This window comes from Shinella sp. BE166 (assembly GCF_051201095.1).
In the GTDB taxonomy this organism is placed as follows: Bacteria; Pseudomonadota; Alphaproteobacteria; order Rhizobiales; family Rhizobiaceae; genus Shinella; species Shinella lacus.
In genome coordinates this window covers 33,378-45,805 of the sequence record NZ_JBPEHL010000014.1, presented here as the reverse complement: position 1 = coordinate 45,805, position 12,428 = coordinate 33,378, and the positions used below count along the sequence as shown (strand labels likewise).

Below are 12,428 nucleotides of genomic sequence, written 5' to 3'. Positions count from 1 at the left end.
CGCCGTGTCCGCACGACCATCCCGTAACATCGATTTTTCCCAGTTCCGGATAGCGTGAAGCAGGAGGTTTTCGCCTCCGCTATGCGCGTTTCCGTCGGCATTGCCACCAATCCACCCGCAAAAGAGGTCCCGCCATGTCCCTCACCACGCCCTATTACCTGATCGACAAGTCGAAGCTTCTGGCCAACATGGAGAAGGTCGCGCGGCTGCGCGAACTTTCCGGCGCCAAGGCGCTGCTGGCGCTGAAGTGCTTCGCGACCTGGTCGGTCTTCGATTTCATGCGCGACTATATGGACGGCACGACCTCCTCGTCGCTCAACGAGGTGCGCCTCGGCCATGAGCGCTTCGGCAAGGAAACGCACGCCTATTCCGTCGCCTATGCCGATTACGAGATCGACGAGGTCGTGTCCCACGCCGACAAGATCATCTTCAACTCGATCGGCCAACTCGACCGTTTCGCCGACAAGGCGGCCGGCATCGTGCGCGGCTTGCGCCTCAATCCCGGCATCTCCTCCTCCAGCTTCGACCTCGCCGACCCGGCCCGCCCCTTCTCGCGGCTCGGCGAATGGGACGTGCGGCAGGTGGAGGCCGTGATGGACCAGATTTCCGGCTTCATGATCCACAACAATTGCGAAAACGGCGATTTCGACCTGTTCGACCGCATGCTCGGCACGATTGAGGAGAAGTTCGCACCACTGCTCAAGAAAGCAGAATGGGTGAGCCTCGGCGGTGGCATCCATTTCACGGGCGAGAACTATCCGCTGGAAAAGTTTGCCGAGCGGCTCAAGCGGTTCTCCGGCGCGTTTGGCGTTCAGGTCTATCTGGAGCCGGGCGAGGCCTCGATCACTAGGTCCACCACGCTGGAAGTGACGGTGCTCGACACGCTCGATAACGGCAAGCACCTCGCCATCGTCGATGCGTCCATCGAGGCGCATATGCTCGACCTGCTGATCTATCGCGAGAGCGCCAAGATTTCCCCCAACACAGGCCTCCACCGCACCATGGTCTGCGGCAAGTCCTGCCTCGCCGGCGATATTTTCGGCGAGTTCAATTTCGAGACCGAGCTGAAGGTTGGCGACCGCATCTCCATCCAGGATGCGGCCGGCTACACCATGGTCAAGAAGAACTGGTTCAACGGCGTGAAAATGCCGGCGATCGCCATCCGCGAACTGGATGGCAGCATCAGAACGGTCCGCGAATTCACCTACGCGGACTACGAAGAAAGCCTCTCCTGAGGCTTCTACCGGGTAGAAGGAGATATCCCCCGAAATGAAGAAAAACGTGCTCATCATCGGCGCCGGCGGCGTCGCACAGGTCGTGGCGCACAAATGCGCCCAGAACAACGACGTGCTCGGCGATATCCATATCGCTTCGCGCACCAAGGCGAAGTGCGACAGGATCATCGCGTCGGTCCATGAGAAGAAGGCCATGAAGCAGGCCGGCGTGCTGGAAGGCCATGCGCTGGATGCGCTGGACATCGAGGCGACCAAGGCGCTCATCCAGTCCACCAAATCCGAGATCGTCATCAATGTCGGCACCGCCTTCCTCAATATGTCGGTGCTGCGCGCCTGCATGGATACGGGCGTCGCCTATATCGACACCGCGATCCACGAGGAGCCCGGCAAGATCTGCGAGACGCCGCCGTGGTACGGGAACTACGAATGGAAGCGCGCGGCCGAGTGCGCGGAGAAGGGCATCACCGCCATCCTCGGCGCCGGCTTCGATCCGGGCGTCGTCAACGCCTATGCCAAACTCGCCAAGGACGAATATCTCGACACGGTAACGGACGTCGACATCGTCGACATCAATGCCGGAAGCCATGGCAAATATTTCGCCACGAACTTCGATCCGGAGATCAATTTCCGCGAATTCACCGGCGTCGTCTATTCCTGGCAGAACGGCCAGTGGCAGACCAACAAGATGTTCGAGATCGGCAAGGACTATGACCTGCCGGTCGTCGGCACGCGCCGCGCCTATCTCTGCGGCCATGACGAGGTGCATTCGCTGGCGAAGAACATGGACGGCGCGAATGTGCGGTTCTGGATGGGTTTCGGCGATCACTACATCAACGTCTTCACCGTGCTGAAGAACCTCGGCCTGCTCTCCGAGCAGCCGGTCAAGACCGCCGAGGGACTGGAGGTCGTGCCGCTCAAGGTGGTCAAAGCGGTACTGCCGGACCCGTCGTCGCTGGCGCCGAACTATGAGGGCAAGACCTGCATCGGCGACTATGTGAAGGGTTTTAAAGACGGCAAGGAAAAGACCGTCTTCATCTACAATGTAGCCGATCACAAGGAAGCTTACGAAGAGGTCGGTTCGCAGGGCATTTCCTACACCGCCGGCGTGCCGCCGGTCGCCGCCGCTATGCTGGTCGCAACGGGCGAATGGGACGTGAAGACGATGGCGAATGTCGAGGAACTGCCGCCGAAGCCGTTCATCAATCTGCTCAACCGCATCGGCCTGCCGACGCGCATCCAGGACGAGGACGGCGACCGCGCCGTCTCCTTCTAAGCCCGAAATGCCGGCCGCGCCTCGCGTGCGGCCGGCCCCTTGGAAGCGAGGTCGGCATTCACTACAACAAGCGACCGCCAACACTTGGGCAGCGGACGATGAATCGGTATCCCATGTTCAGCCCGCAGCTTCTGGTGAGCTTCGTGGCCGTCGCAGAGACCAGCAGCTTTACCCGCGCGGCGGACCGGGTGTCGCTGTCGCAATCGACCGTCAGCCAGCAGGTGCGCCGGCTGGAGGAGCTGCTCGGCAAGGCGCTGTTCGAGCGCACCTCGCATGAGGTGCGGCTCACCGAAGAAGGCATCAAGCTGCTCGGCTATGCGCGGCGCATCATCGCGCTCAACGAGGAGGCGCATGATGCGCTGACGGGGCCGTGGCGCGACGGCGTGTTGCGGCTCGGCATGCCGGAAGATTTTACCGTGCCGACGGTCGACCTGCTGGCGGCCTTCAAGCGGGAGCACCCGCATCTGAGGCTCGACGTCACCAGCGGGCTCAGCCCCGACCTGCACCGCGCCTATCTTCAGGAAGAGCTCGATCTGGTGCTCGTCAAGCAGCGGCGCGTGCACCTGCCGCGCGCCGCGCGGCCGGAGCCGCTGCTCTGGCTCGACAGCCAGGAGCATCCGGCCATCGAACAATCGCCGGTGCCGCTCGCGGTCTTTCCGGTGAACGGGCTCTACCGCGAGGAACTGTGCCAGACGCTGGACGGGCTCGGCATGCGCTGGCGCGTCAGCTATAGCGGCGCGGGGCTGGCGGCCATTGCCGCGGCCTCTGCGGCAGGGCTCGGCGTCAGCCTGCTGCCCGCAAGCTGCCGGTTGCCGGGGCATCGGGTGCTGGGCGCGGCCGAGCACCTGCCGCCGGTCGACGATTTCGAGCTTGCCCTGTTCTACCGCGATACGGCCCCGGCGGTGGCGCTGGATCTCGCCGAACGGCTCATTGCCTTCTGCGGTCTTTCGCGCTGACATTGGCGAATCGAATAGCCAGCATTGCCAAATGTCGCTGCCATGCGGCAGCCCCGTCTCCTAGAATGCGTCATCCCTTCCATGCTTGACCAGGAGACGATGTTGCAACATGCCATATCGCAGAGCCGCAGGGCTTTTCTGAGCCGCACCGGCCAGTTCACCACCGCCGCCGCCGTCGCCGGATTGACCGGCGGCATGAGCCGCAAGGCCGCGGCGCAGACGACCGATTGTGCCCCGGAGAACGCCGTGAGCGCCGTGAAAGACAGCCATTACCTGCTCGCCGACGTGCGCCTCGAAGAGGGTTTCGAGCGGGACGGCGATGTCGTCATCGCCACCCGCACGGCGCTTCATACGCTGGAAATCAAGGACGGCAAGATCGCCGCGCTGTATGGTGCCGGCGCGACGCTGCCGACGGGCCTGCCGACCTACCAGGCGAACGGCCAGCTTGCGCTCCCCACCATGCACGACATGCACATCCACCTCGACAAGACCTTCTACGGCGGCCCCTGGCAGGCGCCGCGCCCGCGCCAGGGCAAGACGATCATGGACATGATAGCGCTGGAGGAAAAGCTGCTGCCGCAATTGCTGCCGACCTCCGTCGAGCGCGCCGAGGGGCTGATCGCGCTCCTGCAGTCCAAGGGCAGCACGATCGCGCGCAGCCACTGCAACATCGATCCGGTGAGCGGGCTGAAGAGCCTGGAACACCTGAAGCTGGCGCTGGAGAAACACAAGGACGACTTCGTCTGCGAGATCGTCGCCTTTCCGCAGCACGGCCTCCTGCATTCCAAGGTCGACGGGCTGATGCGCGAAGCCATGCAGATGGGCGTGGAGTATGTCGGCGGCCTCGACCCGACCAATGTCGACAGCGCCATGGAAAAGTCGCTCGATGCGATGTTCCAGATCGCGCTCGACACCGGCAAGGGCGTGGACATCCACCTGCATGAGACGAGCCCAGCCGGCGTGGCGGCCGTCAACTACATGATCGATACGGTGGAGAAAAACCCGGCACTGAAGGGCAAGGTGACGATCAGCCATGCCTTCGCACTGACGACGCTGACACCCGAACAGCTGGAGGAGACCGCCGCGCGGCTGGCGGCAAACGGCATGACGATCGCCTCCACCGTGCCGATCGGCGGGCTGATGATGCCGCTGCCGCAGCTTTCCAAGGCCGGCGTCTTCGTGATGACCGGCACCGACAGCGTCATCGACCACTGGTCGCCCTTCGGCAGCGGCGACATGCTGGAAAAGGCCTATCTCTATGCCCAGCTCTATCGCGGCTCGGACGAGTTCCACCTGTCGCGTTCGCTCGCCATTTCCACCGGTGGCATCCTGCCGCTCGACAATGACGGCAACCGCGCCTGGCCGAAGGCCGGCGACGAGGCGGGCTTCACGCTTGTCGCCGCTAGCTGCTCGGCAGAAGCGGTCGCCCGCGTGGTGCCCCGCAGCGCGACGTTCCACAAGGGGCGGCTGGTCGCGGGCGGCGTCGGCAAGGCCTAATCGCCAGCACTGAATGCAAAAAGGCCGGCTTGAAGCCGGCCTTTTTGTTATTCGGCGAAGAGTTTCCAGCGTGTCGGCTTGAAGCGGATGATGGTTCCGGTCGCAGCCTGGGCATCAAGGGGAATTTCGATCTCGACATGGTGGGATTCACCCTGCCTGGAGATGTCGAGGTCGGCGATGCGGGTGCCGGCAAGGCGACGGGAGGTAGCGACGCGGCCTTCCAGCGCCGGTGTCGCCGGGTCGGTGACGAGGGTGACGTCCTGCGGGCGGAAGAACAGCGTGCCGCTGCCGCTCTGGATGTCGTTCGCCTTCGGGGCGATGCCGATCGGCTCGTCCTGGAAGCGCACGGCATTGTCCGCGACGGTGACCGGCAGGCTGGCGCTATCGCCGATGAAGGAGAAGACGAAGGGCGAGTTCGGCCGGTCGTAGACATCGTCGGACGAGCCGACCTGCTCGATCTGGCCCTGGCTCATCACCACCACGCGGTCGGCGAGTTCGAGGGCTTCTTCCTGGTCATGCGTGACAAAGACGGTGGTGTGGCCGGTGCGGTCGTGGAATTCGCGCAGCCAGCGGCGCAGTTCCTTGCGCACCTTGGCGTCAAGCGCGCCGAACGGCTCGTCGAGCAGCAAAACCTTCGGCTCGATCGCCATGGCGCGGGCGAGCGCCACGCGCTGGCGCTGGCCGCCGGAGAGCTGGTTGGGATAGCGCTTTTCGAGACCGGAGAGCTGCACCATGTCGAGAAGATCGCTGACCCGGCGACGAATTTCCGTCTTGGGCGGGCGTTCACCGCGCGGGCGCACGGTCAGGCCGAAGGCGATGTTATCGGCGACCGTCATGTGGCGGAACAGCGCGTAGTGCTGGAAGACGAAGCCGACATGGCGCTCCTGCACCGTGCGGTGCGAGGCGTCCTCGTTGCCGAAGAAGATCTTCCCGAGGGTGGGCTGTTCGAGGCCGGCGATGAGGCGGAGCAGCGTCGTCTTGCCGGAGCCGGAGGGGCCGAGCAGCGCGATCAGTTCGCCGGAACGGATGTCGAGCGAGACATCGTTCAGTGCCGGGTAGCGGTCGAATTCCTTGCGGATGTTGGAAACCCTGACGTCCATGGAGGGCTTTAGCCTTTCAATGCTTGCGGCCGGCAGCGATTTCCGCGCCGTAGTGAAGTTCAAGGACCGTCTTGACGACGAGCGTGACGAGGGCGAGTGCCGCGAGCAGCGACGCCACCGCGAAGGCGGCGACGAAATTATACTCGTTGTAGAGGATCTCGACATGCAGCGGCATGGTGTTGGTGAGACCACGGATATGGCCCGACACCACCGAAACCGCGCCGAACTCGCCCATGGCGCGCGCATTACAGAGCAGCACGCCGTAGAGCAGGCCCCATTTGATATTGGGCAGCGTCACATACCAGAAGGTCTGCCAGCCCGACGCGCCGAGCGACAGTGCCGCCTCCTCGTCGCCCGTGCCCTGCTCCTGCATCAGCGGGATCAGCTCGCGCGCGACGAAGGGGAAGGTGACGAAGACGGTGGCGAGCACGATGCCGGGCACGGCAAAGAGCACCTCGATGCCATGGCTCTTCAACCACGGCCCGAGCACGCTGCCCGCGCCGAACAACAGCACGTAGACGAGGCCGGAAATGACCGGCGAGACCGAGAACGGCAGGTCGATCAGCGTGGTGAGGAAGGCCTTGCCCTTGAACTCGAACTTGGCGATCGCCCAGGCCGCTGCCACGCCGAAGACGAGGTTGAGCGGCACGGCGATGACGGCGACGAGCAGCGTCAGCCGGATGGCGGCCAGCGTATCCGGGTCGTTCATCGAGGCGAAGAATTCGCCCGGCCCCTTGCGGAAGGCCTCGATGAAGACGGCGGCAAGCGGCAGCAGCAGGAAGAGCGCCAGGAACAGGAAGGCAGCGGTCATCAGCGCGTAGCGGGCGAAGGGCGCTTCCGTCGTCGGCGAGCGCAGGCGGCGGGATGGATTAGGCGCCATGACCGTACCTCCTGCGGCTCCAGGCCTGGATGAGGTTGATGACGAGCAGCATGGCGAAGGACATGCTCAGCATGATGGTGGCGATGGCCGTCGCCGCACCATAGTTGAACTCCTCCAGCCGGATGACGATGAGGAGCGGCGCGATCTCGGACACATAGGGAATGTTGCCGGCGATGAAGATGACCGAGCCATATTCGCCCACACCGCGAGCGAAGGCGAGCGCGAAGCCCGTCAGGATCGCGGGAGACAGGCCGGGCAGCAGCACGCGGTAGACGGTCTGGAAACGGTTGGCGCCAAGTGTGGCGGCCGCCTCCTCCACCTCGCGGTCGATCTCTTCCATGATCGGCTGCACCGTGCGCACCACGAAGGGCAGGCCGATGAAGACGAGCGCGATGACGATGCCGGTCGGGTTGAAGGCCGCCTTGATGCCGAAGACGTTCAGCACCTGGCCGACCCAGCCGTTCGGCGCATAGAGCGCGGCAAGCGCGATGCCCGCCACCGCCGTCGGCAGCGCGAAGGGCAGGTCCACCACCGCGTCAACGATGCGCCGGCCGGGGAATTCGTAGCGCACGATGACCCAGGCGACGATGACGCCGAAGACCACATTGACGAGCGCCGCGATGAAGGCCGTGCCGAAGGACACTTCCAGCGCGTTGATCGTGCGCTGATCGGTGAGGATAGCCAAAAACTCCGCCCCGGAAAGCGAGGCGGAGCGCCAGACGAGGCCGGCGAGCGGGATAAGGATGATGAGGGTCAGATAAGCGAGCGAAAAGCCGAGCGTCAGTCCGAAACCCGGAATGACACTCGGCTGTCTCACGCGCCACCGCACCGAAGCAGCAGCAGATGTCGTCAAAGGACTTAGTTCCCCGGCTTGTAGATCTGGTCGAACACGCCGCCGTCACCGAAATGCTCGGGCTGTGCCTTCACCCAGCCGCCGAAGATCGGATCGTCGATCGTCACCAGCTTAATGTCCGGAAGCTGTTGCAGCAACTCAGGCTTCACCAATTCGCGCTTCGACGGACGGTAGAAGTGTTTCGCCGCAATGTTCTGGCCTTCCTCCGAGTAAAGATATGTGAGGTAGGCTTCGGCCTGCTTGCGCGAGCCCTTGGCATCGACATTGCCGTCAACCACGGCGACCGGCGGCTCTGCGAGGATCGAGATCGGTGGAGCGACGATGTCGAAGGCATCCGCGCCGAACTCGGCACCGGCCAGATAGGCCTCGTTTTCCCAGGCGAGCAGCACGTCGCCGATCTGGCGCTGTGCAAAGGTGGTCAGCGAACCGCGTGCACCCGTGTCGAGAACCGGCGCGCGCTTGAAGAGTTCGGCGATGTAAGCCTTGATCTTGTCCTGGTCGCCGCCGTATTCCTGGTTCGCCCAGGCCCAGGCTGCAAGGTAGTTCCAGCGGGCACCGCCCGAGGTCTTCGGGTTCGGGGTGACGATCTGCACGTCGCCCTTCACCAGGTCGCCCCAGTTATGGATGCCCTTCGGATTGCCCTTGCGAACCAGGAAGACGATGGTCGAGGTGTAGGGCGAGGAATTGTTCGGCAGACGGCCGCGCCAATCCTTGTTGATCTTGCCGGTCTTTTCGACGATGGCGTTGATGTCGCTTTCGAGCGCCAGCGTTACCACGTCCGCTTCCAGTCCGTCGATCACCGAACGCGCCTGCTTGCCGGAGCCGCCATGCGACTGCTGCACCGTCACGTCTTCGCCGGTCTCAGCCTTCCAATGTTTTGCGAAGGCCTCGTTATATTCCTTGTAGAGTTCGCGCGTCGGGTCATAGGAGACGTTGAGCAGCGTCGTCTGTGCAAACGCTCCCGTCACCCCCCCGAGCACAAGCCCGACACCCACCACGAGAGCCCCAAATCGTTTAGCCAATATCGACATTCTCCAACCTCCTGGATCGTTATCCCTCATAAACCCTAGTGAATTAGTAGAGTTAGTCAACAACGCCCCGGCAACTCGCAAAACGGGTTCCAAACGAGCCGTAAAGGCGCAATGGAAGACCTGCGGAGTCCCGCCGCAGGCGAACGGTTCATCCCACGATGCCGATGACCACGCAAAATGCATCCGCGGAAAACCGCTGTTTTTGCCGCGCCGCCCAAACTTTTTTCAGCAGGTAGGCTTCAGCGGTGCGAGACGCGGGCAAGCCCCTGCGGCGCGATGTCGAGCACGGCCCGGTAGGTCTGCCGCACGGTTTCGGCGAAGGTGAACGGGCCGGGGCGCAGGCTGGAGGCGATGGCGCCGACCACCGACAGCCCGCACAGCGCCTCGCCATGGCTGAGCAGGCGGCCGCAATCGTCGACCGTCAGCGTCGCGGCATCGCGGCCGATGAGCCCGGCGAGCGCGCGGGCGGACGGCATCTCGCGGCAATCGATGGTGTTCTCGTCGGCGGATCTGGGATCGCAGGGCGGCACGAAGCGGGTGCGGCCGGTCTCGAACTCCGCGCCGAGGCGGCGGTGCACATCACGGGCGATGCGGACGGAGAAGTGCCGGTGCAGGCGCAGGAGATGACGGCGATAGTGGTTGCGCTCGGCCTGGGGGAGGTTGCGCCAGACGACGGACAGCCGGGCGGAGGCTGCATCGACGACGGTCTGCCACTGGCCGCCGTCGCGCGCCTCCGCGGCGCTACACTCGTTGCGAATATAGCGGAAGGCATCCTTCAGCGAGCGGGTGGCCGGCGGTTCGCCGAAGGCCATGCCCTCATGGCCGCGGCCATGCGGCTGCGGCAGGCGGCCGGAGGCGGCGGCGACGTGAATCTCGCCGGCAAAACCGCGCGCCCGCAGGTCGAGGAGGATGGCGGCAAGGCGCGGGCCGTTGCCGACCAGCGTCAGCGGCGACGGGTCTGCCTGCTGCGACAGCCGCTCGGTGGCGGCTTCCGCACCCCGCCAAGAAGCGGCCTCGCGCTCGGCGATGCCGAAACCGGTGGCGACGACGACATGATCGAATTCGGCGCTCTCGCCATCGCGGAAGGCGACGCGCAGGCCTGTTCCGGCCACGCCGATATGGCGCACCGCGCCGCGGAAGGTGCGGATGCGCACGTCGCGGCGCAGGCTCAGCGCCTCGCCGAAGCGGGCCATCACATAATCGCGGAAGACCGCGCGGGGTACGTGCAGATCCTGCGGCCCGCGCAGCGCGGCAACGGCGCCACCCGCAAGCAGGCTACCCTTCAGCCACTCGGCGAAATCATCCGGGCGATCCGGCAGGACGGAGAGGTCGCGGGCCGGCTCCGTGGTCAGCGCCTTGCCCGCAGGACCATCACCGAAAGCGCCCGGCGCATCCTCGGCATCGATCAACCAGGCCTCGAAGGGGCGATGAACCCGCCGCATCAGCGCGATCGTCGTGGCAAGACCCGACGGCCCGGCGCCGATGACCGCAATGCGCACCGCCGGCACCGACGAAGCCCCCTCTTCCCTCACGGCCCTATCGAAGAACATGCCCTGTCCTTTCCCTCACGGTGAACGAGAAGCCAGACCACCATGATAGCGCGGCTCGATATAATTTTCTACCTTTTTAGTAGAATAATGGAAGCCCGCTTACTGCCGGGCGAATCCGGCGTGCCGGCGGCGGTTTCCGGGGGCTCATGAAGGAAATCCGCCAGCGTTGTGCCGTCGAGGATTTCGCCGGAAGCGGCGGCGACCTTGGCGAAGACCCGGCGCACCGCGCAGAAGCGGTCGTCGCGGCAATCGGCGCAGCGCTGGTCGCCATCATTGGCAAGGCAGGCGAGCGGCACGAACGGACCCTCCAGGATGCGCAGCACCTCGCCGAAAGCGATATCCTCCGGGCGCCGCAGCAGCCGGTAGCCGCCGTGCTGGCCGCGCCGGCTCACCACGAGGCCGGCATGTTTGAGGTCGAGCAGGATCTGTTCGAGGAATTTTTTGGGGATCGCCTCACGCGCCGCGATCGTGCCGATCTGCACGGTTTCGCCGGGACCGGCCCGGGCGAGCGCCAGGAGCGCGCGCAGGGCATATTTGGATTTCTGTGCGATCATGGCGGGGTGCCACGCGTTGCAGGCGCGGAACCGGCTTGCCATTCCTGGCGCCGGCGCCGCCTGCTCATCCGGCCGCGACCAATGCGCCGATGCGGGTGGCAACCGCGCGGGCCTGGACGCGGATATCGGGAACCGCGGTGATCTCCCAATGGCGGCCGGCAGTGAGCGGCCCGAGCGCGAAGAAACGCGCGTTGCTGGTGTCATCGGCGGCAAGAACGCTGTCCTCGTCGTCGACGGCGATGCCGAGGCCGTGCGGATCGGCCCGCACGAGGCCCTTTTCCGAGAGGCTCTTCAGCAGGGGCGAGGCGCTGACCGTACATCGGTCCAGCCCGGTGCAGTTGACCACGAGGTCGGCCGTCACCGACGCGCGCCCGCGCAGATCGACGGCCAGCCGGCCGTCTTCCCGGCGTAGCGCCTCCAGCCGTCCGCGGTGGATGACGAGCTGGCCGGAGCGGCGAAGGTCGTCGATCTCCTGCGCAACGGCGGGCGCCATGCGGTGGCGATGGACATTCCAGAAGGAGGCGGCATGGCGCAGGAAGCGGCTGCGCTGCGCCTCGCTCAGGGCCTGCCAGAATTCATGCGTCGTGTGGCGCAGGCCATCCATGACGGCCCGCCAGTCCGGCGCGGCGGTGGCCTGGGCGCGCAGCGCCGCGAGCATGGCGCTGATTTCGCTTTCGCCCGGGACAAGCACGGTCTCCACGGGATCGGCGCGGTGCGCGAGGTGCGCCTGCGGCAGGAGGCCATGCCGCGACACGGCATGGAGGGTGCCGCGGAAACCACGGCGCTTCAAAAGCAGCAACTGGTCGACGGTGGTGAGGCCGGTGCCGACGAACAGCACGTCCGCATCCGCGGGCAGGCGCTCCCACCAGGCATCGGCCCAGGGATCGTGCACGACGGACCCGCGCACCGCGGGCGACAGCGCCTCTTCCGGCAAAGGCAGGCGGCGCGTGCCCGCACCCGTACACAGCGCCGAGGCGCGCGCGGAAAGACGCGTGCCATCCGACAGCGCGAAACACAGCCCGCCATCCTGCTCCGCTTCGGCGCTGAGCGCTTCTGCGTCGACAAGGGTGAGGGCCGCGCGATTGCCGGTGCGCTTCAGCGCGGCATCGAGGGAGTCGCGGACGTAGTTGCCGTAGATCCGGCGCGGCACGAAATCGTCCGCCGACCAGGGATAGCCCTCTTCGGCCAGCCAGGAGAGGAAGTGATTCGGACGATCCGCGAAGAGGCTCATGCGGCCGGCCGGCACGTTCAGGAGGTGGCACTCCGCCTTGGTGGCATAAGCGATGCCCCTGCCCTGCGCAGCGGTTTTCCCGACCAGGCTGACCTTTGCCGTCGGCGGCAGCTGGTCGATGAGGTTGAGTGTCAGCGCAACGGCCGAAAGGCCGGAGCCGATGACGGCCACATCCGTTTTGAGCGTCATGCATTCCCTCCTGCGAAGACCGTGGCAGGCAGTCTAATCAGATTTATCCAGTAAATCTATAGACTATTATCGGCCAAAA

11 protein-coding genes are annotated in these 12,428 nt (G+C 65.1%); 4 read left to right on the top strand and 7 right to left on the bottom strand.

Annotated features, from left to right (window positions below):
* Positions 1 to 134 precede the first annotated feature (134 nt).
* From J2Y63_RS26615 to J2Y63_RS26600, 4 genes are all read left to right on the top strand, one after another.
* A complete protein-coding gene (locus J2Y63_RS26615) occupies positions 135 to 1,235 on the top strand; it encodes a carboxynorspermidine decarboxylase (RefSeq protein ID WP_435268546.1) in 1,101 nt (366 codons plus the stop codon).
* A gap of 34 nt (positions 1,236 to 1,269) precedes the next feature.
* Entirely contained in the window at positions 1,270 to 2,508 is a 1,239-nt protein-coding gene (locus J2Y63_RS26610) for a saccharopine dehydrogenase family protein (protein ID WP_435268545.1), read from the top strand.
* 98 nt (positions 2,509 to 2,606) lie between these two features.
* On the top strand, positions 2,607 to 3,464 hold the full coding sequence (locus tag J2Y63_RS26605; RefSeq protein WP_435268544.1) for a LysR family transcriptional regulator: 858 nt from the start codon (positions 2,607 to 2,609) through the stop codon (positions 3,462 to 3,464).
* A gap of 99 nt (positions 3,465 to 3,563) precedes the next feature.
* The gene (locus tag J2Y63_RS26600; RefSeq protein ID WP_435268543.1) at positions 3,564 to 4,961 is read left to right on the top strand and encodes an amidohydrolase family protein; all 1,398 of its coding nucleotides are present in this window, start codon (positions 3,564 to 3,566) and stop codon (positions 4,959 to 4,961) included.
* 47 nt (positions 4,962 to 5,008) lie between these two features.
* Here J2Y63_RS26600 and J2Y63_RS26595 read toward each other — a convergent pair whose 3' ends face one another.
* From J2Y63_RS26595 to J2Y63_RS26565, 7 genes are all read right to left on the bottom strand, one after another.
* Positions 5,009 to 6,061 (bottom strand): sulfate/molybdate ABC transporter ATP-binding protein, encoded by a 1,053-nt coding sequence (locus tag J2Y63_RS26595; RefSeq protein WP_256118408.1) that lies wholly within the window; start codon positions 6,059 to 6,061, stop codon positions 5,009 to 5,011.
* A 16-nt stretch (positions 6,062 to 6,077) separates the two neighbouring features.
* Positions 6,078 to 6,941 (bottom strand): sulfate ABC transporter permease subunit CysW, encoded by an 864-nt coding sequence (gene cysW / locus J2Y63_RS26590; protein WP_435268542.1) that lies wholly within the window; start codon positions 6,939 to 6,941, stop codon positions 6,078 to 6,080.
* Entirely contained in the window at positions 6,931 to 7,794 is an 864-nt protein-coding gene (gene cysT, locus J2Y63_RS26585) for a sulfate ABC transporter permease subunit CysT (protein ID WP_435268541.1), read from the bottom strand. The genes cysW and cysT overlap by 11 nt, the downstream gene beginning before the upstream one ends.
* A 5-nt stretch (positions 7,795 to 7,799) precedes the next feature.
* Entirely contained in the window at positions 7,800 to 8,825 is a 1,026-nt protein-coding gene (locus J2Y63_RS26580; RefSeq protein WP_435268540.1) for a sulfate ABC transporter substrate-binding protein, read from the bottom strand.
* Positions 8,826 to 9,064: 239 nt separating this feature from the next.
* Positions 9,065 to 10,375: an FAD/NAD(P)-binding protein gene (locus tag J2Y63_RS26575; RefSeq protein ID WP_435268539.1), complete on the bottom strand. Its 1,311-nt coding sequence runs from the start codon at positions 10,373 to 10,375 to the stop codon at positions 9,065 to 9,067.
* 68 nt (positions 10,376 to 10,443) lie between these two features.
* Positions 10,444 to 10,929 carry an RrF2 family transcriptional regulator gene (locus tag J2Y63_RS26570; protein WP_435268644.1) on the bottom strand — a complete coding sequence of 162 codons (486 nt, stop codon included), beginning with the start codon at positions 10,927 to 10,929 and terminating at the stop codon, positions 10,444 to 10,446.
* 64 nt (positions 10,930 to 10,993) lie between these two features.
* Positions 10,994 to 12,349, bottom strand: coding sequence for an FAD/NAD(P)-binding protein (locus J2Y63_RS26565; protein ID WP_435268538.1), 1,356 nt, complete (start codon positions 12,347 to 12,349; stop codon positions 10,994 to 10,996).
* Positions 12,350 to 12,428 lie beyond the last annotated feature (79 nt).